This window comes from Micromonospora echinofusca (genome assembly GCF_900091445.1).
Classification (GTDB): Bacteria; Actinomycetota; Actinomycetes; order Mycobacteriales; family Micromonosporaceae; genus Micromonospora; species Micromonospora echinofusca.
This window is the reverse complement of the sequence record NZ_LT607733.1, coordinates 3,140,022-3,163,208: the sequence shown is the minus strand read 5'-3', so window position 1 is coordinate 3,163,208 and position 23,187 is coordinate 3,140,022. Positions and strand designations below refer to the sequence as shown.

Below are 23,187 nucleotides of genomic sequence, written 5' to 3'. Positions count from 1 at the left end.
CCCGGTTGCACGCAGGAACGATCCGGCGGCAGGTGGTTGACGGGACGCTCCGTGTTGGTCAAGACTTCACCGGCCGGGACGAACCACCATCACCCGGCGGGTGGCAACGGCCGTCGGCGCACGTACGATGGGCTGCGGTACACCCCTCACGACGACACAGAGCGACTGGAGCTTCCCATGGGTGCCCTCAAGCCGTGGCACATCGCCGTACTCGTGGTCGTGCTGATCCTGCTCTTCGGCGCGAAGCGGCTCCCTGACGCGGCCCGTTCGCTGGGCCGGTCGCTGCGGATCATCAAGGCCGAGACCAAGAGCCTGCACGACGACGACCGCGACCTCGCGGAGAAGGCCGACGCGCAGTCCGGCTACCAGCCGCTCCCGCCGCAGACCGTCCAGGGCCAGCCGTACGCGCCGCCGCCCCCCGGCCAGCAGCCGCACGTCACCCCGCAGCAGCAGCCGTACGCACCCCCGGTCAACGACCCGGTGCAGCGCGTCCGCGACAACTGACCGAAGGGCCCGAGACCGTGGCCTTCGCCCTAAAGAAGCGCGGCCCGAGCAGCTTCGTGCGGGCCGCCGACGGCTCGATGACGCTCATCGAGCACATTCGCGAGCTGCGCAACCGGCTGTTCAAGGCGTCGCTGGCGATCCTAGTCGGCTTCGGCTTCGGCATCTGGCTCGCCGGGCCGGTGCTGAACGTGCTGAAGCGGCCCTACTGCGATCTGCCGCAGGCACGGACGACCAACGGCGCCTGCGACTTCGTCCAGCTCGGCCCGGCCGACCTGTTCCTGCTCAACCTGAAGATCGGGCTCTGGGTCGGGCTGATCATCGCCGCGCCGGTCTGGCTCTACCAGCTCTGGGCGTTCATCGCGCCCGGCCTGCACCGGCACGAGCGGCGCTACGCGTACCTCTTCACCGCGCTGGCGGCGCCGCTGTTCGCCGCCGGCGCGGTGCTGGCGTACTTCGTGACCGCGAAGGGTCTGGAGTTCCTGCTGGACATCTCCGGCAGCGACATCAACACGACCCTGGACATCACCCGTTACGTCTCGTTCGTCACCAACCTGATTCTGCTGTTCGGAGTGGCGTTCGAGTTTCCGCTGCTGGTGTTGATGCTGAACTTCGTCGGCATCGCCAGCGCGAAGCGGCTGCTCAGTTGGTGGCGGGTCGCGGTGTTCGTGTTCTTCGCGTTCTCCGCCGTGGTCACGCCGACCCCCGACCCGTTCGGGATGACCGCGCTGGCGCTCTGTCTCTGCGCGCTCTACTTCGCGGCGGTCGGTGTCGCGTTCATCAACGACAAGCGCAAGGGACGTGGCAAGGAGATCTACGCCGGCATCGACGACGACGAGGTCTCGCCGCTGACGCTCGACCCCGAGCCGGTGGAGGCCGGGCAGCGGGTGGACGCGAGCGCGCCGATCACCGCCCCGGAGCCGGTCGCCGCGCCGGCGCCGATCGACCGCCGCTACGACGACATGACCTGACCGCCGGTCGTCCTCGTGCCGCACGGACCAAGCCCTCCCTCGCCGGGGGGCTTGTTCCGTTGGCGCCCTTAACGCATGCCGCGCCAGCCGTCAGCCCGCAGTCGGCAATCCGTCACGAGGCATCCACGAGCTGCAATCGGGTAAGCAGATCTTTACGATGTGTCGACGTGCCCGACGAGGGAGGTCGCTGTCCAGTGCGTCGCCCGACGTTTCGTCGTCCACCCGTGGCCGGGGTCGAGACCACCTCCCGGCTGCGGGGGTGCGGCGTGTCCGTCGCCCGGTCCGTCGTGCGCTCGACGAGGACTGACGGCGGGCCGCTGCTCGCCCCGGGCGACCGGTTTCCCGGGGTGAGTGCCCGCCCCGGCTGAGGCCCGGCGGCCCACCCGCGCGGTCGTCCGGCCCCTCCGGCCGCATCCCGGCGCGCCGGGCCGCCCGAACGCCCCTGACCGTCCGATCGCCGTCTGTCGCGCTACTTGATCCAGTCGTTCCCTCCGGCCGGCCTGCCGGGTCCCGTCAACGGGACCGACCGCCGCCCCCGCACCCCAGATCGGAGCTAACGCGTTGATCCGCGTCGTCGTTGTCGAGGAGATGGGACTGCTGCGCACCGCCCTGTGCGCGGCACTGTCGAGCGAGGAGGACATCGAGGTCGCCGCCGAGGTGACCGGGGTGGAGGACCTGCCCGCCCTGGTGCGCCGGCACCGGCCGGACGTGGTACTGGTGGACCTGGCGCCGGACGCCCCGCACCCGGTCCAGGTCGTCGCCCACATCACCGATGCCATGCCCGACACCGCCGTGCTCGCCATGGGGCGGCGGTGGAGCCAGCAGCTCATCGGGGACCTGCTGGCCGCCGGCGTACGGGGCCTGGTCGGCAAGGACGCCTCGTTGGAGGCGCTGGTCGGCGCCGTACGGGAACTCGCGGCCGGCGGGAAGGTCATCGACGCGGACGCCGCCGTGACGGCGCTACGGCCCGCGTCGAGCCCGCTGACGCGCCGCGAGGTGGAGGTGCTGCGCGTCGCCGCGGAGGGCCTGCCGCTCAAGGAGATCGCCCGCCGGCTCTACCTGGCGCACGGGACGGTACGCAACCACCTGTCGGCGGTCATGCGCAAGACCGGCGCGCGCAACCGGATGGAGGCGGTGTGGCGCGCCCGACGCGACGGCTGGCTGTAGCGGGCCCGCCCCGGGCGCCAGCGTCGCCGCGTCCTTCGTCCGGCTTGGACGGTCGCCGCGCTCGCCGAGCGGAGAGCGCCGTAACGTGTTTGAATTCTGACGGTCCGTGATCTGTCTGACGACGTTTCCGGAGGATCGACGGTGATCCGTACGCTGCTCGCTCTCGACGGTGCCCTGGTCCGTGGCGCACTGTCGCTCGTCCTCGCCGCCGAGGCGGACATCAGCGTGGTGGCCGAACTGGACCGGGGCGACGACCTGCCGCCGGCGGTCCGGACGCAGCGTCCCGACGTCGCGGTCGTGGACCTCGACCTCATCGGCGAGGCGGGGGTGGCGGGGAGGTGCCCGCTGCTGGTGCTGGCCGACCGACGCCGGGCACGCAGCCTGCACCGGGTCTTCGTGCCGGGGCGCACCGTCGGGATCCTCGGTAGCGACGTCTCCCCGCACCGGGTGGTGGACGGCATCCGGCGGCTGGCCCGCAGCGAGTCGGTGGTCGACGCCGACCTGGTGATGGCGGCACTGAGCCGCGACAGCCCGCTCACCTCGCGGGAGACCGAGATCCTCGACCTGACCGCGGCCGGGGCGCCGGTCGTGGAGGTCGCCCGGACGCTCGGGCTCGCCCCGGGGACCGTACGCAACCACCTGGGCCGGATAGCCCGCAAGGCGGGCGCGCGCACGAGGGTGGAGGCCGTGCGGGTCGCCCGCGAGGCCGGCTGGATCTGACGACCGCCCCGGCACCCGCGACCGGATCGCCGTCGCACCCGCGCCTGGATCGAGAACGGTGGCGTCGGCGGGTGCTCAGGGCCGGCCGAGCGGCACGCGGGCCGGCGGTGCCACGTCCTCCCAGTGCCCGACCAGCTCACGGTAGACGGGCGAGCGGAGCAGCAGGTCGTCGTGGGTGCCGACGAGGGGCCGGTCGCCGTCGAAGACCACCACCCGGCGGGCGCGGGTCGCCGAGCTGATCCGGTGCGCGATCACCACCAGGGTGCCGCCCCGGTGGGCGAAGGCGTGCTCGACGGTCGCCTCCAGGGTCGGGTCCAGGTGACACGTCGCCTCGTCGAGGATCACCAGCGGCGCGGGGGCCAGGTAGGCCCGGACCGCGGCGACGAGTTGGCGCTCCCCGGCGGAGAGGGCGGCGGGGTCGAGGTCGGCGTCGAGGCCACCGAGGCGGCTCAGCAGGGGACCGGCGCCGAGGGTGCGTACGGCGGCCAGGACCGTCGCGTCGTCCACCCCGGGGTGCAGGTAGCGCAGGTTGTCGCCGAGGGAACCGGTGCGCACGTACGCCTCCTGCGGCAGGAGGACCCGCAGCCGGGCCAGTTCCTGCGGCGCGGTGCCGGCGGTCGGCACGCCGGCCAGGTGGACCGTGCCGGACTCCGGTGGCACGAGCCCGGAGACCAGGGCGGCCAGGGTGGACTTGCCGGCGCCGCTCGGCCCCACCACGGCCACGTGTTCGCCGGCCGCCACGGTCAGGGTGAGGTCGGTCAGGACGGGGCGGGCGTGCGGGCCGTACCGGAAGGTCAGCCCCCGCAGCGCGACCGCCGGCGGCACGCTGCCGGCTTCCCCGGCCGGGCCGGTGCGGGGCGCCGGGCCGGCGGCGGGGGGAGACGACGCGGCGTCGGAGCGGGTCGCCGGCCCGGCGTCGCCGTCGGTGGCCGGGGCGCCGTCGGCCGCCGGGCGGGTGGACGGCAGGGGAGCGGGCCCCGGGGGCGGGCTGGTGCGCAGGATCCGGTCCAGGGTGACGGCGTAGCGCAGACCGCCCCCGCCGACGCCCTGCACCACGGCGTGCAGGGCCGGTTGCAGCCCGGTGGTGACGTAGACCAGCGCGCCCAGCACGGCCCCGGCGCTGAGCCCCTGCCGGACCAGCCACGGCGCGGCCAGCACCAGCACCACGACGGGCAGCCAGCCGCCCACCCCGAGGCTGAGGCTGCGCAGCGCCGCCATCCGGGCCAGCGTCCGCTCCGCGTCGGCCTGCGCCGTGACCCGCCGGTCCACGTCGGACACCACGCGCTCCTGCGCGCCGCAGGCCACGACGTCGCGGTGCCCGGCCAGCGCCGACGCGGCCGAGCGGCCGAGCCGCTCGCCGGCGCTCACCTGCGCCCGCTGGTGCGCCACCATGGCCGGCAGCGACGCGGCGAACACGGCCAGCCCCACCAGCAGCGGGGCGGCCACCGCGCCCGCCAGCGGTGGGGCCAGGGCGAACAGGCCGAGCAGCGCCGCGCCGGCGGTGAACAGGAACCCGCGGACCACCAGCAGCAGCCCGCCGAAGGTGTCCCGGACCACCTCGACCTGATGGGTCAGCCGGGCCACGGATGCGCTGTCCGCCCGGCCGCCGGCCCGGGTGGCGTCGCGCAGCGCCCCCCACACCACCCGGGCGGCGAGGTCGTCGCGGAACGGCTCGACCACGGCCCCGAGGCTGCGGTACACCCGGCCGCTGGCCGCCGCGCCGACCAGTACCGCCGCGGCGAGCCCGGCCAGCCAGGCCAGCCCGGTGCCGAACTGGCCGGCCAGGAAGCCCCGGTCCACGGCCCGGGCCACGAGCGCGCCGCCGAGCAGCGCCGGCAGGGCCTCGACGGCCGACCAGGCGGCCAGCCGGCCCAGCGCCCGGCGGCGGGCCCGCAGCGCCGCCCAGGTGGTCCGGCGTACGCCGGGGCCGCTCATCGGGCGTCCCCGCCGGGCGCGAAGACCGCCCGGTAGGCCGGGTCGGACCAGAGCCGCCGGTGTGGCGCCACGGCCCGCAGCCGCCCGCCGTCGAGCCACGCCACCAGGTCGGCCGCCGCCGCCGTCGCGGCGCGGTGGGTCACCACGAGTCGGGTACGGCCGCCGGCGCCGGTCGCCACGGCGCGGGCGATGCGGTGCTCGGTGGCGGTGTCGAGGCTGGACGTGGCGTCGTCGAGGATGAGCAGCCGCTCGGCGGGGAACGCGCGGGCCAGCCCGAGGCGCTGCGTCTCGCCGCCGGAGAACGGCGCGTCCGCCAGCCGGGTGCGGAAGCCCTCGGGCAGCCGGGCGACGACGTCGGCGACCTGCGCCGCGCGCGCCGCGGCCAGCACCGCAGGGGTGGCCGGTGCGGCGTCGGCGGGCGGTCGTGCCGCCGTGGCGGGCAGGCCGAGCCCGATCGCGTCGTGCACCGTCTCGCCGACCAGGACGGGCCGGTCGAAGGCGTGGCCGACGGCCCGGCGCAGCGCGGGCGGGGCGAGCCGGCGCAGCGGCACCCCGTCCAGCAGCACCTCGCCGCTGTCCGGGTCGTGCAGCCGGCCGGCCACCGCGGCGAGGGTCGACTTGCCGGCGCCGGAGCGGCCGACGACGGCCAGCGTGGCGCCCGCCGGTACGGTCAGGTCGATCCCGTCGAGGACCGTTCGCCCGTCGTCGGCGCGTACGCCCACCCCGCGCAGCCGCAGTTCCCCCCGCCCGGGCGGCAGCGGCTCGGTGCCGTCGGGGCGTACCGGGTGGGCCAGCGGTTCGGCGATCCGGCTGGCCGCCGCGCGGCTGCGCACCAGCCGGTTCAGGGTGGCCAGCATCGCGCCGAGCCCGGCGCCGAGGGCCGCGTACTGCACGGCGGCGACGAGCTGGCCGGGGGTGAGCCAGCCGACGGTCAGCGCGTACCCGCCGACGGCCACGACGGCCACCTGGAGCAGCGGGCCGACGGCGGCGGTGCGGGCGCTCGCCCTGGCCAGCAACCGCCAGCTGAGCAGGCCGTACCCGCGCAGTTCCGGCAGGGCCGCGAGCACCCGGTCGCGTTCCCGGTCGACGGTCGCGGCGGCGGCGATGGTGCGGGCACCGCCGAGAGCCTCCAGCAGCCGGCCGGCGATGTCCCCCAGCACCCGCTGGTAGCCGGCCACGGCGGCGGAGGCGTCCGTGACGAAGGCGCGCATGAGCAGCGTGAGCAGGGCCAGCCCGCCGAGGAGGGTGAGGCCGAGCAGCGGTTCGAGCAGGGTGAGCGCCACGACGCTGCCGACCGGAGGAAGCAGCGCGACGACGCCCAGTACCACGGCGGTGCCCGCCTGCCCGGCGTCGGCGGCCTGCCCGACGAGTCGGCCGACCAGGTCGCCCACCGGATGGCGGCGGACGGTGCGCACGTCGCAGGCGAAGAGGTGACGCAGCAGGCGCCGGCGAAGCCGCGCGGTTGCCCGGGCCGCGCCGTATCCGCTGGCCACGTCGCCGAGGATGTCGGTGAGCATGAGGACGGCGATCAGGCCGCAGGCGGCGGCCGGCCACCAGGCGCCACCGTCGCCGGCGACGGCGGCGTCGACCGCGAGCCCGAGCGCGGCGGGCAGGGCGAGTTCGGCGGCGGCGCCGGTGAGCGCCACCGCGCCGAGCAGGACCGTCCATCCGCCGCCGTCGCGGACCACCCGGCGCAGCAGCCGGTCGGAGCCGGTCGGCGTCCGCATCGGTCCTCCCGCAGAAGACGTGCGGCCCTGGGCGGACACGTCCATCCGCCCAGGGCCTCGCGTGATGACCTGATCAGTTGCAGGTCGTGACGGACAGCGAGCTGTCGCCGCAGAGCAGCAGGCTCGCGCGGCTGCCGCCGCCGGTGCGGTCGGCGGGGGCCATCTCCATGCCCTGAAGGTCGAGAAGCGCCATGTCGATCATCTCCTTGTGTGCTGGTCGGTCGGATGGTCGTGCCCTGCATGTCGCCGGTGAAGGCGTTCGGTTCAGTTGCAGGTCGTGACGGACAGCGAGCTGTCGCCGCAGAGCAGCAGGCTCGCCCGGCTTCCGCCGCCGGTGCGGTCGGCGGGGGCCATCTCGAGGCCCTGGAGGTCCAGAAGCGCCATGTCGTGTCACCTCCTTCCGTGCTGGTCGGTCGGGTCGGTCGCCCTCGCCGAGGCGAGGGAGTCGGGGGCGCCCGCCAGGGGCGCGAGGAACGGCAGGCTCACCGGGTCGTCGGGCCGTGCGGCGGCCAGGGCCAGCAGCACGCCGGCGGTGCCGGTGCCGAGGTCCATGGACAGCCGCAGCAGCTGCTCGCCCGGGAACGCGGTGCCGTCGCCGTAGGGCAGGGCGTGCCAGGCCAGCCGGGCCACCTGGGCGTCGCGTTCGCGGCGGCGCTGCGGATCGTCGGGGTACGCCGCCAGGTAGGCCACGATCCCGGCCCGCCCGGCGAAGAGGCCGGACTGCGCGTAGAACGGGGACCGGGCGGCGCGGCGTACGCCGGCGCTGGCCTCGGCGAAACGCTCGTCGGCGCGGTGGCGCAGGTACTCGTCGAGCACCAGCCCGATGCCGACGCTGCCCTGCCCGAGGTAGGGCATGGTGCGCCAGCCCTCGTTGACCTCCAGCGCGCCGTCGGGGCGTACCACGCAGCGGCGCAGGTCCTGGCGCAGGGCCGTGGCGGCGTGGTCCAGCAGGGACTGCTCGCCGGTCAGCTCGTGCAGCCGCACCAGCAGCAGCGCCGGCCCGGTCCTGCCGCGCAGCAGCCCGGCGTACGGGTTGCGTCCACCGCTGATGTCCGGCCCCGGGTCGTCGGCGAGCTGGTCGACCACCCGCTCGGCGACCCGCCAGGCCGCGTCGCGCAGGGCCGGCTCGCCGGTGCGCCCGGCCAGCTCGGCCAGGTTGAGCGCGATGCCGGAGAGGCCGCTGGAGAGGCTGTGGTCCAGGCCGTCGAGCGGCTGGCGCAGGCAGATGTCGAGCACGTCGAGGGCGTCCTGCCGGCGGCCGAGCGCCTCCAGTGCGTACGCCACGCCGTGCAGGCCGTCGTAGAAGCCGCACCGGGTGCCGGAGGCGGGCGCGGTGGCGTGGCGGACCAGCCACCGCTCGTGTTCCGGCCATTGCCCGGCGCCGCTGACGTGCAGGGCGTACAGGACGCCGGCCGCGCCGTGGGCGAGGTTGAGCCCGCCGCTGCGGAACTGCTCGATGTCACCGGGGAAGAGCCGGTCGTCCCGCTGGGGTGTCGCGCTGGCGAGGATCGCCCGGGCGAGGCGGTCCCGGTGGGCCGGCCCGACGTCGACGCTGAGGTCGGGGGCCGGCCCGGCGTCCGCCGCCTCGGTGCCGGTGATCTCCCGTACGGCGGCGTCGAGGAGGTCCCTCGGCACCGGGAAGTGCGCGGCGATCACGTCGGCCAGGTGCGCGGCCTTGTCCGGCCCGAGCCGGACGAGCTGGGTCAGCGGCAGGAACAGCGCCAGCCGCAGGCAGGCCAGGGCGTACCGGTCGACGGCGGGACCGGTGCGGTCCCGGGGTGCGGCGAAGCCCTGGTTGCGCAGGCCAGGCCGGCGGTGACCGTCGATCGGCGCGGCGACCTCGAAGTCGACCAGCGCGATCCGGTCGTCCGGGCGGACCATGACGTTGAACAGGTGCAGGTCGCCGTAGACCAGGCCGCGGTCGTGGATCGCCGTGACGACCTCCTCGACCTGCCGGTGCACGTCCAGCGCCCACCGGGTGTACTCGGCACGGTCGGCGTCCGTGGCGTCGGCGTCGATCAGCGGGTACCGGTCGACCAGCACCTTGTTCAGCGCGCGGCCCTCGACGAACTCCAGCGCGAGGAACCGGTGCTCGCCGAGGGTGAACTCGTCGTGCACCCGGGGCACCTGGGGCAGGTCGGCGAGGCGGCGCAGCGCGTCGGCCTCCCGGGCCAGGCGGGCGACGGCGTCGGTGCCGTCGGCGTCGAGGCCGGCGTGCGGCCGGGCCTCCTTCAGCACGACCTGGGTGTCGGTGCGCACGTCCCGCCCGACGTAGAGACCGCCGCCGTTGGAGAAGTGGATGACCTTCTCGATCCGGTACGGCACCTCGTCGGTGCTGGTGGCGTTGCGGGCGGCCAGGTGCGGGGCGAGGAAGTCGGGCAGGGTCACCCAGGACGGCACGTGGAACACGGGGTCGCGCCGGTCGGGCACCAGCGTGCCCGTGTCGTCCTCGATCGCCGGGACCACCTGGCCGTCGGGGGAGTGGCAGTAGCGGGCGGCGAAGCCGCCGTAGCGCACGTGCACCGGGCCGGCGCCGTGGCGCAGGTCGCTGAGGATGTACGGGCCCGGCTCGCCGGCGAGCAGCTCGTCGAGCTCCTTGCAGACCAGCTCCAGCTCCGCGTCGTCGCGGGGGTAGACCGTGACGAACTTGCCGCTGGCCGCCCGGGAGGCGTACTTGGAGTTGCGCAGCAGCAGGGTGCGCGGGCCGCGGAGGAACTTGAAGGACAGGCCCCGCGGTACGCAGTAGTCCCAGACGATGTCGAGCACCCGCTCGGCGTTGCCCAGCGTCGCCGACACGTGGATCTTCCAGCCCTGCTGGGGCAGCGTGCCGCCGTCGGGGGCGTAGATCAGCCAGTCGTCGAGCGGCTCGGAGCGCCAGCCGTCGGGTACGGCTCGCTGCGCCGCCGCGAACGTGGGCTGCTCGACCGCGCTGCCGAGGGAATCGTAGAAGAGCCGGTCGGCGGCGCAGTAGCTGTCGTAACGCTCGTCCACCGTGACGACTCCCTCCGCTGTTCGGTCGATGCCTCTGTCGTTCGGCCGATGTGCTCGGCCTGCCGACGGATATGAGTCTGTCCGTTCGGGCCATGGCGGTTCCAGTGCGTTCAGTCATGACGACGAATGCGTGCCGCACGGTCGGCCATGACAAAAGTCAGTTGCGTCCGGGTCGTGAGGTGCCCAGTCGGCGGGTGAGCGGCGGCACGGTGGGCGGTGCCCCCACCCGGCCGGGGGCGGTACGGTGCTCGCCGTGACCGCAGACGATCACCCCTCCGTCGCCGGCGACGGGCCCGTCGCCGTCCTGGCCAACCCGACCGCGGGCCGGGGCCGGTACCGAGGGTTGCTGCCGCAGGTCCTGCACCGGCTCGCGGCCGCCGGCCGGCCCGTACGCCCGCTGCGCGCCGGCACCGCCGACGAGGCCGAGGCGGCCTGCCGCGCGGCCGTGCGCGACGGCGCGTCGGCCCTGGTCGTGGTCGGCGGCGACGGGACCGTGCACCGCGCGGTGCAGGCGGTCGCCGGCACCGCCGTCCCGTTCGGTCCGGTGCCCGCCGGCACCGGCAACGACTTCGCGGCCGACACCGGCTTCCCGGCCGACCCGCTCGCCGCCGCCGACGTCATCGCCGCGGCCCTGCGCGACGGCTGCACCCGCCCGGTGGACCTGGCCCGGATGACGGGGGCCGACGGCACGCAGCGCTGGTACGGGGCGGTGCTCGCCGCCGGCTTCGACGCGATCGTCAACGAGCGCGCCAACCGGATGCGCTGGCCGAGCGGTCCGCGCCGCTACGACCTGGCGATCCTGGTGGAGCTGGCCCGGCTGCGCCCGCGCCGCTACACGCTGCGCCTCGACGGGGTGGCACACGAGGTGGACGCCGTGCTGGTGGCGGTGGGCAACTGCGCCAGCTACGGCGGTGGCATGCGGATCTGCCCGGACGCGGACCCGACCGACGGCCTGCTCGACGTGGTGGTGGGCGGCGGCTTCGACCGGCGCACCCTGATGCGGGTGAAGCCGCGCATCTACCGGGGCACCCATGTGGCGCACCCGCTGGTGCGCAGCTACCGCGCCCGTACGGTAGAGCTGAGCGCCGAGGGCATCACCACGTACGCCGACGGCGAGCGCGCCCTGGCCCTCCCACTGACCGTCACGGCCGCCCCCGCCGCCCTGCACCTCCTCCGCTGACCCGCCGCGTGCTCTCCCGGCGTCGTCCCCGCCCGAACGGCGTCGGTCATGGAGGTCGCGGTGCCCCGCACACGCCGTGGATGCGGATGCGGCTGAGACCGGCACCAGAAGCGCATGATCGACGCGTGGGTCAGGGGGTGGATCTGGTCATGCGGTCCAGCCATTCGGCCAGCAGGGTGCGTTCGGCGGTGGTGAGGTCCGTGGTGAGCGTGTCCAGGGCGGCGCGCAGCGCCACCGCGTGCCGGAGCGGACGGTCGGCCCGGGAGGTCGCCCGGGCGGCGGCGGAGTCGCTGACCAGTGCGGCGAGCACCGCCTCCCGGGTACGGGTCGACAGGGCCGGATCGCGCTGCGGGGGCGGGGTCCGGATCAGGCTGAGGGTCACCCCGCACGCGGTGGCGTGCAGCATCTCGGTCGCCTCGTCGACGCCCGTGCGCAGCCGGCCCGTCTCGGCGACCCGCTGCACGAGCTGGCGCAGGATGTCGGCGGCGACCCGGGTCGCGGTCGGGGTCTCGCCGGGGCGTGGGTCGGCGTACATGAGGGCGTGGAACGCCGGGTTGGTCACCCCGAAGCCGACGTGCAGGTCCCAGCCCCGGCGCAGGTCGTCGACGGGGTCGCCGGCGAGGTCGCCGGCCGCCTGGGCGTGCAGGTACGCGGCGAACCCGTAGCTGGCCGCCGCGTCCAGCAGCCCCCGCATGTCGCCGAACTGGCGGTAGATCGTGGGCGCCTGCACTCCCGCCGCCCGCCCGACCGCCCGGGTGGAGACCGCCGCGCGGCCTCCCTCGGCGAGCAGCGCTGCGGCGGCCCGGACGATCCGGTCCCGGGGCGACGTCTCGGTGATCATGACAGCGACGATAACGTTTTCGCGTTAGCACCGCGTGTTAACGGTGCTGTCGACGTCCTGTTAGCTCTGCTCGCCGACCCCGGCCAGGTCCAGCACGGCACCCAGGCCGTTGGCCCGGCCCGCCTCGGCGGTCGGCAGCACCAGCGCCGCGCACCCGGCCGCCACGGCGCCCGCGTCGGCCGGGGTGTCACCGACCATCAGCGTCCGCTCCGGGTCGACGCCGAGCATCCCGCAGGCGCGCAGGAAGATGCCCGGGTCGGGCTTGCAGCGCCCCACCTCGTACGACAGCACGAACGCGTCGACGAGCCCGGCCAGCCCCCACGCCTCGAAGTGCGGCCGGATGTCGAAACCGATGTTGCTGACCACCGCGACCCGTACGCCCCCGGCGCGCAGCGCGGCCAGGGTCGGGGCGGTGTCCGGGTAGGGCACCCAACCCTCGGGCACCAGCACCCGCTCGTAGAGCGCCTCGGCGAAGCCCTCGATGCCCGCGTCCACGGTCTCGGCGAGCCCCGTGTAGGCGCCCCGGTGGGCGTGCGGGTAGAGATCCCGGTCGGCCCAGAGCTCGGTCAGCCGGGGCGGCACCCGGGTCGGCAGCGGCCCGCCCGCCCGGCCGGCGGTCAGCAACCGGTCGGCCAGCGCGGTGGCCCGCATCCGCTCCAGCGTCACCCCGCAGGCGGCCGCGGCGGCGAGGACCCACTCCCGGGGCTCCTCCACCTGGGCCAGGGTGCCGTGGAAGTCGAGCAGGACCGCCTCCACCGGCCGGCGGGACGGATCCGGACGGACGGCGTCGTCGGCGCCGCGCGGGGCGTGGGGCGGTTCGGCATGATCCGGCACGTCGTGCACCCTACCGACCGCCCCCGACCCGACTGCCGGTTGGCCTTGTCCGGTGGCTGTCGGCACCACGCATTAATCTTGGAGACATGTCGAGCCCCGCCGAGCGGTACGCCGCGGCGCGCCGCCGGGCCGCGCAGGCCTCACAGTTCCCGGCACTCAACGAGTTCGCCCTCGACCTGGGGTTCGATCTCGACGACTTCCAGCGGGAGGCCTGCCAGGCACTGGAGCGCGGCAGCGGCGTGCTGGTGTGCGCCCCGACCGGTGCCGGCAAGACCGTGGTCGGCGAGTTCGCCGTGCACCTGGCGCTGCGCGGCACCCCGGCGCCCGCCGACGGCGACGCGACGGCGACCGGTGCCGAGGCGGCCCCGCCCCGCCGGCGCAAGTGCTTCTACACCACCCCGATCAAGGCCCTGTCGAACCAGAAGTACCACGACCTGGTCGACCGCTACGGCGCCGCGCAGGTCGGGCTGCTCACGGGCGACAACGCCATCAACGGCGACGCCCCGGTGGTGGTGATGACCACCGAGGTGCTGCGCAACATGCTCTACGCCGGCTCGGCCACCCTCGACGGCCTGGCGTACGTGGTGATGGACGAGGTGCACTACCTCGCCGACCGCTTCCGCGGCGGGGTGTGGGAAGAGGTGATCATCCACCTGCCCGCCTCGGTCACGCTGGTCTCCCTGTCGGCCACCGTGTCCAACGCCGAGGAGTTCGCCGACTGGCTGGTCACCGTGCGCGGCGAGACGGCCGTGGTGGTCAGCGAGCACCGCCCGGTGCCGCTGTGGCAGCACATGCTGGTCGGCAAGCGCATGTTCGACCTGTTCCACGACGCCGACGCCGCCCGCAAGCACGACGTGCACCCCGAGCTGCTGCGCTACACCCGCGACACCATGCGCCGACTGGAGCTCGGCGAGGGCCGCAGCGCCGGCCCCGGCGCCGGGCGGCGCGGGCCCCGCTGGCGCGGCCCGATGCGCCCCGACATCGTCGATCGGCTCGACCGCGAGGGGCTGCTGCCGGCCATCCTGTTCATCTTCAGCCGCGCCGGCTGCGCCGCCGCCGTGCAGCAGTGCCTCGCCGCCGGCCTGCGGCTGACCTCTCCCGACGAGCGGGCGGAGATCCGCCGCGTCGTCGAGTCGCGGGTGACCGCCATTCCCGGCGAGGACCTGACCGTCCTCGGCTACTGGGAGTGGCTCGACGGGCTGGAGCGCGGGCTGGCCGCCCACCACGCCGGCATGCTGCCGGTGTTCAAGGAGGTCGTGGAGGAGCTCTTCGTCCGGGGCCTGGTCAAGGCGGTCTTCGCCACCGAGACGCTCGCCCTGGGCATCAACATGCCGGCCCGATGCGTCGTGCTGGAGCGCCTGGTGAAGTACAACGGCGAGGCGCACGTCGACCTGACGCCGGGGGAATACACGCAGCTCACCGGCCGGGCCGGCCGGCGGGGCATCGACGTCGAGGGGCACGCCGTCGTCGTCTGGTCCCCGGAGACCGACCCCCGGCACGTGGCCGGTCTCGCCTCCACCCGCACCTACCCGCTGCGGTCCAGCTTCCGGCCGTCGTACAACATGGCGGTCAACCTGGTCGGCACCGTCGGCGCCGAGCCGGCCCGCGCGCTGCTGGAGTCCTCGTTCGCCCAGTTCCAGGCAGACCGCTCCGTGGTCGGCCTGGCCCGTCAGGTGCAGCGCAACAGCGAGACCATCGAGGCGTACGGCGCGGAGGCGGCCTGCCACCACGGCGACTTCGACGAGTACTTCGCGCTGCGGGTGGCGATCGGCGACCGGGAGCGGGCCATCGCCCGGCAGGGGCAGAGCCAGCGCAAGGCCGCCGCGGTGGCCTCGCTGGAGCGGCTGCGGGTCGGCGACGTGATCCGCGTGCCGTCGGGTCGGCGGGCCGGCCTGGCCGTCGTGCTCGACCCGGCGACCGGCGGCTTCGGTGAGCCCCGGCCGCTGGTGCTCACCCAGGACCGTTGGGCGGGCCGAGTCAGCCCCGGCGACTTCTCGACCCCCGCCGAGGTGCTGGCGCGCATCCGGGTGCCGAAGCACTTCAACCACCGGTCCCCGGCGGCCCGGCGGGACCTGGCCGCCGAGGTCAGCGGCACGGGGCTGGACCGCCACGGCGGCCGGCGGGGTGGCCGCTCCCGGCAGGCGGTCGGCGAGGACCACCGGCTCAGCCAGCTGCGCACCGAGCTGCGCCGGCACCCCTGCCACGCCTGCCCCGACCGCGAGGAGCACGCCCGCTGGGCGGAGCGGCGCCGCCGCCTGGAGAAGGACACCGAGGAGCTGCGCCAGCGGGTGGCCGGCCGGACGGGGTCGCTGGCCCGCACGTTCGACCGGATCGTGGCCCTGCTCACCGCCCGGGGCTACCTGACGCCCGACGGGACGGTGACCGATGCCGGCCGGATGCTCGGCCGGATCTGGACCGAGGCCGACCTGCTGGTCGCCGAGTGCCTGCGACGCGGGGTGTGGGACGGGCTCTCCCCGGCCGAACTGGCGGCGGCGGTCTCGGTGGTGGTCTTCGAGGCCCGCCGCGACGTCGACGAGCGGGCGTCGCTGCCGCGCGGCCCGGTGGCCGAAGCGGTCGACGAGACGCTCAAGCTGTGGAGCGAGATCGAGGCCGACGAGGCGGCCCGCGGCCTCACCGGCACCCGGGAGCCCGACCTCGGCTTCGCCTGGCCGGTCTACCGCTGGGCCCGCGGCGAGGCGCTCGCGAAGGTCCTCGGCAGCGGCCACGAGATCGACGGTGAGATGCCGGCCGGCGACTTCGTCCGGTGGGCGCGGCAGGTGGTCGACCTGCTCGGCCAGCTCGCCGACTCGGGCGGCGCCTCGACGGAACTCAGGTCGACCGCCCGGCAGGCGATCGGCGCCGTGAACCGGGGCGTGCTGGCCTACCACGCCACCGCCTGATCGTCACCGTCGGTAACCGGCGATCGGAATCGACGCATCGCACAGTCATTACGACGGCACCCCCCGAGTTGTGCGGGGGGTGCCGTCTTGCCTGGTGGGAGCATCCTCGATCATTGCTGCGGCGCGCGGTTACGCGCCGGTAATCGATCCGAGGAAGGCCGCGATGGCGGAGATAAATCACTTTGAGTACGGGTGGATCACCCCCGCTCTCAGCTACGCGCTCTCGGTGCTGGGCTCGGCCCTGGGGCTGATCTGCGCGAGCCGGATCCGCACCGCGGGCAGCGCCGGCCAACGCGCCTGGTGGGGCACCCTGGCGGCCTGGGCCATCGGCGGTACGGCCATCTGGACCATGCACTTCATGGCGATGCTCGGCTTCGCCGTCGAAGGCACCCGGATCCGGTACGACGTGCCGATCACCGTGGCCAGCGCCCTCATCGCCGTGGTCGCGGTCGGCATCGGTCTGGCCATCGTCGGCACCGGGCGGTTCTCCGCCGTACGGCTTGTCGCCGGGGGCCTGTTCACCGGCGCGGGGGTCGCCGCGATGCACTACACCGGCATGGCCGCCATGCGGCTCAACGGCCGGATCGACTACGACACGACGCGCGTCGTGCTGTCCGTCGTGATCGCGGTGGTCGCGGCCACCGTGGCACTCTGGCTGGCGATGACCGTCCGGCGATGGCTGGCGATCGTCGGCTCGGCGCTGCTGATGGGCGTCGCGGTCAACGGCATGCACTTCACCGGGATGAGCGCCATGTCGGTGCACCCGCACACCCGGCAGGGCGAGGTGACCGGCGCCGGCGTCAGCACCCTGCTCGTGCCGATCGTCCTCGCGGTGGTGTTCGGCGTGGTGGGGCTGGTCTACGCGCTGCTGGCCGCCCCCACCGCCGAGGACCGGGCCGCCGCGGCGTACGTCGGCAGCCTGCGGGAGAGGGAGCCGGCCGAGGCCACGGCGGTGGCGGCACCGGACCCGGTGGGGCTGCGGGCCCGCTCCACGCTCGGCAGCCCCGGCACCCCGTTCCCGTCGCGCCGGAACGACCCGCCACGCTGAGCGCCGGGCTCCGGCCCCGTCGGGGTGCTAGGCCCGCTGCGCGAGGGCGTCGACGAGGCGGCGCGCCGAGCCGGCCAGGTTCCACTCGCCCGCCAGCTCCAGCAGCCGCTCGGGGTCGGCCGGGGCGGTCGGCAGCGCGGTGGGCAGCTCGGGCAGCGGCACGTCGAGGGCGACCCGGACCACCTTCGGCGCGACCGCCAGGTAGTCCCGCGCGGCGGCGAGCTTGGTGCGCAGCCCGGGGGCGAAGCCCGAGCCCGGGTCGTCCAGGGCGGCCAGGATGCCCGCCACGTCGCCGTAGCGCTCGACCAGCCGGGCGGCCGTCTTCTCGCCCACGCCCGCCACTCCGGGCAGCCCGTCGCTGGGATCGCCCCGCAGGGCGGCGAAGTCGGCGTACCGGTTCGCCGGCACCCCGTAGCGGGCGCGCACCGCGGCGTCGTCGCAGTCGTCCAGCTTGGCCACGCCCCGCCCGACGTAGAGCAGCCGCACGGGGCGGGCGTCGTCGACGAGCTGGAACAGGTCCCGGTCGCCGGAGACCACCTCGACCGGCGCCGGCTGCGTCACCGAGAGGGTGCCGAGCACGTCGTCGGCCTCGTAGCCGGCCGCGCCGACGTGGGTGATCCCGACGGCGTCGAGCACCTCCAGGATCAGCGGGACCTGCGGGCTGAGCGTGTCGGGCACCACCTCGCCGCCCTCGGGGGCCACCCGGTGCGCCTTGTAGGACGGCAGCAGCGCCACCCGCCAGTCGGGCCGCCAGTCGTGGTCCATCGCGCAGACCATCCGGTCGGGCCGACGGGTGCGGATCAGGCTCGCCAGCATGTCGAGGAAGCCGCGCACCGCGTTGACGGGGCTGCCGTCGGCGGCGCGGGCCGCCGACTCGGGAATGCCGAAGTAGGCCCGGAAGTAGAGACTGGGCGCGTCGATGAGCAGGATCGGGGGTCGGTGTGCCACGCCCGACAGCCTGGCACACCCCCCCGACGATCAGGGGGCACGGCGCGGCGGATCAGGGACGGTCGTCGTCGCGGTATAGCGCCTCGCGGCGGGCCACGTGCTGAAGCCCGTAGCTGACCAGCAGCAGCACGATCGCGGCCGCCACCTCGAGCCAGGCCGCCGTGCCGTCGGCGACGGTCAGGCCGACGAGCAGCAGGACCAGGCCCGCCACCGCGAGGACGCCCGCCCAGAGCAGCTGGCGGCGTCGGGTCGCGGCGCGCTCGGGTTCCGTCGCTGCCACGGCGGTCGCTCCTTCCCGTCGGCGACCCGTCCGCGCCCAGCCTATCGGCGGGTACGGCCGGCGGCGGCGGAACCGGGCTGCGGGAGCGCCGCCCCCGGGCGCAGACTTGCCGGTGTGACGTTCGTTGCCGGCCTGACGCTGGGCCGCCGGTTCCACGACGAGGTGCTGGCGCCGATCCTGCGTCGTCGCCTTTCCGACCTGCCGTACGCGGCCGGTCTGCTCGACGGCGGCTCGGAACTGCTCGGCCTGGACACCCCGCGCTCCACCGACCACGACTGGGGCCCGCGGGGGCAGCTCTTCGTCGCCGCGCCGGACGCGGCGCGCATCCCGGCCCTGCGCGCGGCGCTGGACGCGGACCTGCCGGCGGAGTTTCTCGGCTGGCCGACCCGGTTCACCGGGCACGGGCGGCTCGGGGTGGCCGACCGGGCGGGCAGCCGCCACGGCGTCACGGTCCACGAGCTGGGCGGCTGGTGGCACGACCGGCTGGGCTTCGACCCGGCCGGCGGCGTCGGCACGGCCGACTGGCTGGCCACCCCGACGCAGCGGCTGGCCGAGGTGACCGGCGGCGCGATCTTCCACGACGGCCTCGACGGCGCGCTGACCGTGGCCCGGGCGGCCCTGGCGTGGTATCCGGACGACGTGTGGCGGCACGTGCTCGCCGCCGCGTGGACCCGCGTCGCGCAGGCCGAGCACCTGCCCGGCCGCTGCGCGGAGAGCGGCGACGAGCTGGGCAGCCGGGTGGTCGCCGCCGGGCTGGCCCGGGACCTGATGCGGCTCGGCCTGCTGCTGCACCGCCGCTGGCCCCCGTACGACAAGTGGCTCGGCACGGTGTTCGCCCGGCTGCCGGACGCGGCGCCCGTCGTCGCGGCCCTGGCCGACGCGCTCGGCCCGGCGGACTGGCGGGAGCGGGAGGACGGGCTGGTCCGGGCGCTGGCGGCGGTCGCCGCCTGGACCGACGGCACCGGCCTGGCGGCGCCGGTGCGCGCCCGGCCCCGGCCGTTTCACGCCCGGCCGTTCCTGGTCCTGGACGCGGGTCGCCTCGCCGCCGCGCTACGCGCCGCCATCATCGACCCGGCCCTGCGCGCGCGTGTGCCGCTCGGCGCGGTCGACCAGTACGTCGACAGCGTGGACGTGCTGACCCACGCGCACCGGGTCCGCCGGCTCGCCGCCGCGCTGCCGCCGGTGGCGGACGGCGCCGACTGACGCCGGGCGGCCGCGCCGACGGCGGCGCGGCCGCCCCGTCGAGGGCGGTGGCGGGCCCCGTCCCGCCGGGGCGGTGGCGGTGCCCCGCGCGCCGCTCAGGCGGGCAGCCGCCCGACCTGGTTGGCGCCGCCGAAGCAGTCCCAGATCTGCAATCGGGTGCCGTCGGCGGAGCTGTCGCCGGTGGCGTCGAGGCACTTGCCGGCCTGCGGGTTGCGTAGCGTGCCGTTGGACTGGGCCTGCCAGACCTGGGCGCCGGTGCCGTTGCATTCCCACAGCTGCACCTTGGCGCCGTTGGCGGTGGAGCCGCTGGCCACGTCGGCGCACTTGCCGAGGGCGCGCAGCGTGCCGTCGGTGCCCACCGTCCAGCTCTGGGCGTTCGTGCCGTTGCAGGCGTAGAGCTGCACGGCGGTGCCGTTGGCGGTGTTCGCGGCGGCCACGTCGACGCACTTGCCGCCGATCCCGGTGATCGGGCCGGTCCGCCCGGCGGGCGGCGGGATGCTGCCGCCGGTGGCGACGTCGTAGATGGCGCTGACCAGGGAGGTGGCCCCGGTGGTGTCCTGGCTGAGTTCCCAGTTCATCATGCCGCCGGCGTTGGCCATGGCCCACTGGGTCTTGCGCCTGACGGTGGGGACGCCGTTGTAGCACTGCTGGGTCCCGCCGACCGTGGTGCAGTCGCGGTTGGCGTTGGCCGGGTCCATGGCGACCAGCGAGGCGTAGGTGTGGTAGCCGGGCCGGCTGTAGAACGGCACGCCGAGCACCGCCTTGCGGGCGGGCAGGCCCCGGGACTTCCAGTAGTTGACGGCGTTGATCGACCAGTCGTAGTTGGCGTGTGGGCTGCCGCCGTCGTACGCCATGATGTTGAGCCAGTCCACGTGGCCGAACACGGCGGGCTGCACGCCCTCGGCGTACCAGCCCTCGGAGACGACGGCGGCGGTGAGCAGCTTGCCCCGGCTGTGCAGGGCGCCGGCCAGCTGCTGCATCAGCGCCGTGTAGTTGGTGGCCGAGGCGCCCGGGTCGGGGTACTCCCAGTCCATGTCGACGCCGTCGAGGCCGTACTGGTTGACGAAGGCGACGACGTTGTTGACGAACGTCGTGCGGCTGCCGGCGTTCGTGGCGAGCGCCTCGAAGGCGGAGTCGTCGCCGTTGTTCCAGCCGCCGATCGCGATCGACACCTTGACGTTGCTGGCGTGGCCGCGGGAGACCAGCTGGGAGAGCTTGGCGGGGTTCTCCACCGGACGCAGCGTGCCGTCGCCGTTGGGCAGCACGAATGCGTAGTTGACGTGGGTGAGCTTGCCGTACTGCACGGCGTTGACGTCGCCGGTCCACGACGGCAGGTAACCCACGCTGCGGAAGCCGTCGGGCAGCGCGGCGGCCTGCGCGGGGGCGGGGGTCAGGCCGGCGGCGAGGGCCGACCTGAGGCGGGGCAGCGATGAGGGCATCGGGGGCCTTCCCGTGGGCGGGTTGCGGCGGCCGTGCCGCCCGCGTCGGCGACCGGCGCCGGAAAGCGGGCGAACGGGTGGGACGGGCGGACATCCTCGAGGCAGCCAAATCCTAAGGAGTGTTAACTGTGGCGTCAACGACGCCGCTAGATGGATCGGAGAGTGCTCCCCGCAGCCGGGCGGGCTGGGGCGGCCCCCCGAACGACCGTTAAGCTGACCGGGTGGCATCCGACGAGTTGTATCCGCCCCGACGGCTGGCCGACGCCCAGCGCGCCACCGCCGCCGCCGGCCTGGACGCGCTGCTGCTCACCCCCGGCTCCGACCTGCGCTACCTGACCGGCTACGACGCCCACGAGGGGGAGCGGCTCACCTGCCTGGTGCTGCCCGCGCAGGGGGAGCCGACCCTGATCGTGCCCACCCTGGAGCGGCCGGCCGCCGAGGCGTCCCCGGCACCCGCCACCGGCGTACGCATCGTCGACCACGCCGACGGCACCGACCCGTACCCGCTGCTCGTCGCCGCCCTCGGCGGACCGGTGGCGGCGGTCGGGCTGGCCGACCGGATGTGGGCCGAGCAGGTCCTGGCCCTGCGCGCGGCGCTGCCCGGCGCCGCCCAGCGGCTGGCCTCCGAGGTGCTGCGCGAGATGCGCCTGCGAAAGTCCCCGGCCGAGGTCGCGGCGCTGGCCGAGGCGGGCGCGGCGATCGACGCCGTGCACCGGCGGATGGGGGAGTGGCTGCGGCCGGGGCGCACCGAGGCGGAGGTGGGCGCCGACATCGCCGCGGCGATCCGGGCCGCCGGCCACGTGAGCGTGGACTTCGTGATCGTCGCCGCCGGCCCGAACGGCGCCAGCCCGCACCACGGCACCTCCGGCCGGCCGATCGGCGCCGGCGAGCCCGTCGTCGTGGACATCGGCGGGACGATGCCCTCGGGCTACCGCTCCGACTGCACCCGCACCTACGTCGCCGGCGCCCCGGCGCCGGCCGAGTTCGTCGACTACTACGCGGTGCTGCACGCCGCCCAGCGCGCCGCGGTGGCCGCGGTCCGCCCCGGGGTGACCGCCGAGGACGTCGACGCGGCGGCCCGCGAACCGATCGCCGCCGCGGGGTTCGGCGCGGCCTTCCTGCACCGCACCGGCCACGGCATCGGCCTGGACGGCCACGAGGAGCCCTACGTGGTGGCCGGCAACGCCCGCCCGCTGGAGGCGGGGATGGCGTTCTCCGTCGAACCGGGCATCTACCTGGCGGGCCGCCACGGCGCCCGTATCGAGGACATCGTCGTCTGCGCCCCGGACGGCGTGCAACGGCTCAACACCACCCCCACGGAGCTCATCGCGCTATGACTGTCGACCGGATCCTCCCCACCGACGAGGCCCACGACCTGCTCGACCTCGCCACCGAACTCGCCGACCGGGAGTTGGCGCCACGGGCCGCCGGGTTCGAGGAACGCGCGGAGTTCCCCCGCGAGGTGCTGCGCACCCTCGGGCGGGCCGGCCTGCTCGGCCTGCCGTACGCCGAGGAGCACGGCGGCGCCGCCCAGCCCTACGAGGTGTACCTCCAGGTGCTGGAGATCCTGGCCAGCCGCTGGCTCGCGGTCGCCGAGGCGGTCAGCGTGCACACGCTGTCCTGCTACCCCCTGGCGCAGTTCGGCACCGACGAGCAGCGCAAGCTGCTGCCCGCCATGGTCGGCGGGGAGCTGCTCGGGGCGTACTGCCTGTCGGAGCCGCAGGGCGGCTCGGACGCCGCCGCGCTGACGACGAGGGCGGTACGCGACGGCGACGCCTACCTGGTCGACGGCACCAAGGCGTGGATCACCCACGCCCAGGTGGCGGACTTCTACAACATCTTCTGCCGTACCGGCGGGCCCGGCCCGAAGGGCATCTCCTGCCTGCTGGCCGACCGCGACACGCCGGGCATCGCGCCGCAGGCGGCCGAGCGCACGATGGGGCTGCGCGCCTCCCCGGTGGCGCAGATCGCCTTCGACTCGGCCCGGGTGCCGGCCGAGCGGCTGATCGGCGGGGAGGGGGCGGGCTTCACCATCGCGATGTCCGCGCTCGACTCGGGGCGCCTCGGCATCGCCGCCTGCGCGGTGGGGCTGGCCCAGGCGGCGCTGGACTACGCGGTCGGCTACGCCCGGGAACGCCAGCAGTTCGGCAAGGCGATCATCGACTTCCAGGGGCTGGGGTTCACCCTCGCCGACCTGGCGACCCAGATCTCCGCGGCCCGGGCGTTGACGCTGGCCGCGGCCCGGCTGCGTGACGCTGGCCGGCCGTACTCGATCGAGGCGGCGAAGGCGAAGCTTTTCGCCACCGACGTGGCGATGCGGGTGACCACCGACGCGGTGCAGGTGCTGGGCGGGGCCGGCTACGTGGCCGACCACCCGGTGGAGCGCTACATGCGCGAGGCCAAGGTGCTCCAGATCGTGGAGGGCACCAACCAGATCCAGCGGCTGGTCATCTCCCGGGCGCTGGCGAAGGGCTGACGGGCGTCGTCCCGCCGGCCGGCGCG

20 protein-coding genes are annotated in these 23,187 nt (G+C 75.3%); 10 read left to right on the top strand and 10 right to left on the bottom strand.

What is annotated here, in order from left to right; translation table 11 throughout:
- Positions 1–177 precede the first annotated feature (177 nt).
- From tatA to GA0070610_RS13870, 4 genes are all read left to right on the top strand, one after another.
- Positions 178–504 (top strand): Sec-independent protein translocase subunit TatA, encoded by a 327-nt coding sequence (gene tatA / locus GA0070610_RS13885; RefSeq protein ID WP_089000430.1) that lies wholly within the window; start codon positions 178–180, stop codon positions 502–504.
- 17 nt (positions 505–521) lie between these two features.
- Complete coding sequence (tatC, locus tag GA0070610_RS13880) at positions 522–1,472, top strand: twin-arginine translocase subunit TatC (RefSeq protein WP_089000429.1); 951 nt, start codon at positions 522–524, stop codon at positions 1,470–1,472.
- A 561-nt stretch (positions 1,473–2,033) separates the two neighbouring features.
- On the top strand, positions 2,034–2,639 hold the full coding sequence (locus GA0070610_RS13875) for a response regulator transcription factor (protein WP_231926109.1): 606 nt from the start codon (positions 2,034–2,036) through the stop codon (positions 2,637–2,639).
- 141 nt (positions 2,640–2,780) lie between these two features.
- Positions 2,781–3,359: a response regulator transcription factor gene (locus GA0070610_RS13870; RefSeq protein ID WP_089000427.1), complete on the top strand. Its 579-nt coding sequence runs from the start codon at positions 2,781–2,783 to the stop codon at positions 3,357–3,359.
- A 75-nt stretch (positions 3,360–3,434) separates the two neighbouring features.
- Here GA0070610_RS13870 and GA0070610_RS13865 read toward each other — a convergent pair whose 3' ends face one another.
- The 5 genes from GA0070610_RS13865 to lanKC all read right to left on the bottom strand — a co-directional run bounded on the left by GA0070610_RS13865 (position 3,435) and on the right by lanKC (position 10,012).
- On the bottom strand, positions 3,435–5,294 hold the full coding sequence (locus tag GA0070610_RS13865) for an ATP-binding cassette domain-containing protein (RefSeq protein ID WP_089000426.1): 1,860 nt from the start codon (positions 5,292–5,294) through the stop codon (positions 3,435–3,437).
- Complete coding sequence (locus tag GA0070610_RS13860) at positions 5,291–7,021, bottom strand: ATP-binding cassette domain-containing protein (RefSeq protein WP_089000425.1); 1,731 nt, start codon at positions 7,019–7,021, stop codon at positions 5,291–5,293. Before GA0070610_RS13860 ends, GA0070610_RS13865 begins: the two co-directional genes overlap by 4 nt.
- 73 nt (positions 7,022–7,094) lie before the next feature.
- Positions 7,095–7,214, bottom strand: coding sequence for a SapB/AmfS family lanthipeptide (locus tag GA0070610_RS13855; protein WP_089003486.1), 120 nt, complete (start codon positions 7,212–7,214; stop codon positions 7,095–7,097).
- A gap of 71 nt (positions 7,215–7,285) precedes the next feature.
- Positions 7,286–7,405: a SapB/AmfS family lanthipeptide gene (locus GA0070610_RS13850; protein WP_013734295.1), complete on the bottom strand. Its 120-nt coding sequence runs from the start codon at positions 7,403–7,405 to the stop codon at positions 7,286–7,288.
- A gap of 6 nt (positions 7,406–7,411) precedes the next feature.
- Positions 7,412–10,012, bottom strand: coding sequence for a class III lanthionine synthetase LanKC (gene lanKC, locus GA0070610_RS13845; protein WP_089000424.1), 2,601 nt, complete (start codon positions 10,010–10,012; stop codon positions 7,412–7,414).
- Positions 10,013–10,256: 244 nt separating this feature from the next.
- On the opposite strand from lanKC, the gene GA0070610_RS13840 reads away from it, so the two are divergent.
- Positions 10,257–11,192 (top strand): diacylglycerol kinase, encoded by a 936-nt coding sequence (locus GA0070610_RS13840; protein WP_089000423.1) that lies wholly within the window; start codon positions 10,257–10,259, stop codon positions 11,190–11,192.
- Positions 11,193–11,322: 130 nt separating this feature from the next.
- Here GA0070610_RS13840 and GA0070610_RS13835 read toward each other — a convergent pair whose 3' ends face one another.
- Together GA0070610_RS13835 and GA0070610_RS13830 are read right to left on the bottom strand one after the other, a co-directional pair.
- Positions 11,323–12,033, bottom strand: coding sequence for a TetR/AcrR family transcriptional regulator (locus tag GA0070610_RS13835; RefSeq protein ID WP_089000422.1), 711 nt, complete (start codon positions 12,031–12,033; stop codon positions 11,323–11,325).
- 60 nt (positions 12,034–12,093) lie between these two features.
- A complete protein-coding gene (locus tag GA0070610_RS13830; RefSeq protein ID WP_089003485.1) occupies positions 12,094–12,867 on the bottom strand; it encodes an HAD family hydrolase in 774 nt (257 codons plus the stop codon).
- An 86-nt stretch (positions 12,868–12,953) separates the two neighbouring features.
- Between GA0070610_RS13830 and GA0070610_RS13825 the strand changes: the two genes are divergently transcribed.
- Together GA0070610_RS13825 and GA0070610_RS13820 are read left to right on the top strand one after the other, a co-directional pair.
- Positions 12,954–15,767 (top strand): DEAD/DEAH box helicase, encoded by a 2,814-nt coding sequence (locus tag GA0070610_RS13825; RefSeq protein ID WP_089000421.1) that lies wholly within the window; start codon positions 12,954–12,956, stop codon positions 15,765–15,767.
- A 163-nt stretch (positions 15,768–15,930) separates the two neighbouring features.
- Complete coding sequence (locus tag GA0070610_RS13820; protein ID WP_089000420.1) at positions 15,931–16,815, top strand: MHYT domain-containing protein; 885 nt, start codon at positions 15,931–15,933, stop codon at positions 16,813–16,815.
- A 27-nt stretch (positions 16,816–16,842) separates the two neighbouring features.
- On the opposite strand, the gene GA0070610_RS13815 is transcribed toward GA0070610_RS13820, so the two are convergent.
- Both GA0070610_RS13815 and GA0070610_RS13810 read right to left on the bottom strand, forming a co-directional pair.
- Positions 16,843–17,763, bottom strand: a complete 921-nt coding sequence (locus GA0070610_RS13815; RefSeq protein ID WP_089000419.1) for a 5'-3' exonuclease — start codon at positions 17,761–17,763, stop codon at positions 16,843–16,845.
- A 52-nt stretch (positions 17,764–17,815) separates the two neighbouring features.
- Complete coding sequence (locus GA0070610_RS13810) at positions 17,816–18,043, bottom strand: hypothetical protein (RefSeq protein WP_089000418.1); 228 nt, start codon at positions 18,041–18,043, stop codon at positions 17,816–17,818.
- Positions 18,044–18,157: 114 nt separating this feature from the next.
- Here GA0070610_RS13810 and GA0070610_RS13805 point away from each other — a divergent pair, with 114 nt between their 5' ends.
- Positions 18,158–19,246 carry a DUF4037 domain-containing protein gene (locus GA0070610_RS13805; protein ID WP_089000417.1) on the top strand — a complete coding sequence of 363 codons (1,089 nt, stop codon included), beginning with the start codon at positions 18,158–18,160 and terminating at the stop codon, positions 19,244–19,246.
- Positions 19,247–19,341: 95 nt separating this feature from the next.
- Here GA0070610_RS13805 and GA0070610_RS13800 read toward each other — a convergent pair whose 3' ends face one another.
- Positions 19,342–20,685, bottom strand: a complete 1,344-nt coding sequence (locus GA0070610_RS13800) for a glycosyl hydrolase family 18 protein (protein WP_089000416.1) — start codon at positions 20,683–20,685, stop codon at positions 19,342–19,344.
- 221 nt (positions 20,686–20,906) lie between these two features.
- Between GA0070610_RS13800 and GA0070610_RS13795 the strand changes: the two genes are divergently transcribed.
- Positions 20,907–22,022 carry a M24 family metallopeptidase gene (locus GA0070610_RS13795; RefSeq protein ID WP_089000415.1) on the top strand — a complete coding sequence of 372 codons (1,116 nt, stop codon included), beginning with the start codon at positions 20,907–20,909 and terminating at the stop codon, positions 22,020–22,022.
- Entirely contained in the window at positions 22,019–23,161 is a 1,143-nt protein-coding gene (locus GA0070610_RS13790) for an acyl-CoA dehydrogenase family protein (protein ID WP_089000414.1), read from the top strand. The genes GA0070610_RS13795 and GA0070610_RS13790 overlap by 4 nt, the downstream gene beginning before the upstream one ends.
- The last annotated feature ends 26 nt before the right edge of the window (positions 23,162–23,187 follow it).

Excerpts from the sequence above, each read along its gene's own strand:
- tatA (WP_089000430.1), top strand. The coding sequence starts at position 178 with ATGGGTGCCCTCAAGCCGTGGCACATCGCCGTACTCGTGGTCGTGCTG.
- GA0070610_RS13865 (WP_089000426.1), bottom strand. The coding sequence starts at position 5,294 with ATGAGCGGCCCCGGCGTACGCCGGACCACCTGGGCGGCGCTGCGGGCC.
- GA0070610_RS13860 (WP_089000425.1), bottom strand. The coding sequence starts at position 7,021 with ATGCGGACGCCGACCGGCTCCGACCGGCTGCTGCGCCGGGTGGTCCGC.
- GA0070610_RS13855 (WP_089003486.1), bottom strand. The coding sequence starts at position 7,214 with ATGGCGCTTCTCGACCTTCAGGGCATGGAGATGGCCCCCGCCGACCGC.
- GA0070610_RS13850 (WP_013734295.1), bottom strand. The coding sequence starts at position 7,405 with ATGGCGCTTCTGGACCTCCAGGGCCTCGAGATGGCCCCCGCCGACCGC.
- GA0070610_RS13835 (WP_089000422.1), bottom strand. The coding sequence starts at position 12,033 with ATGATCACCGAGACGTCGCCCCGGGACCGGATCGTCCGGGCCGCCGCA.
- GA0070610_RS13825 (WP_089000421.1), top strand. The coding sequence starts at position 12,954 with ATGTCGAGCCCCGCCGAGCGGTACGCCGCGGCGCGCCGCCGGGCCGCG.
- GA0070610_RS13820 (WP_089000420.1), top strand. The coding sequence starts at position 15,931 with ATGGCGGAGATAAATCACTTTGAGTACGGGTGGATCACCCCCGCTCTC.
- GA0070610_RS13800 (WP_089000416.1), bottom strand. The coding sequence starts at position 20,685 with ATGCCCTCATCGCTGCCCCGCCTCAGGTCGGCCCTCGCCGCCGGCCTG.
- GA0070610_RS13790 (WP_089000414.1), top strand. The coding sequence starts at position 22,019 with ATGACTGTCGACCGGATCCTCCCCACCGACGAGGCCCACGACCTGCTC.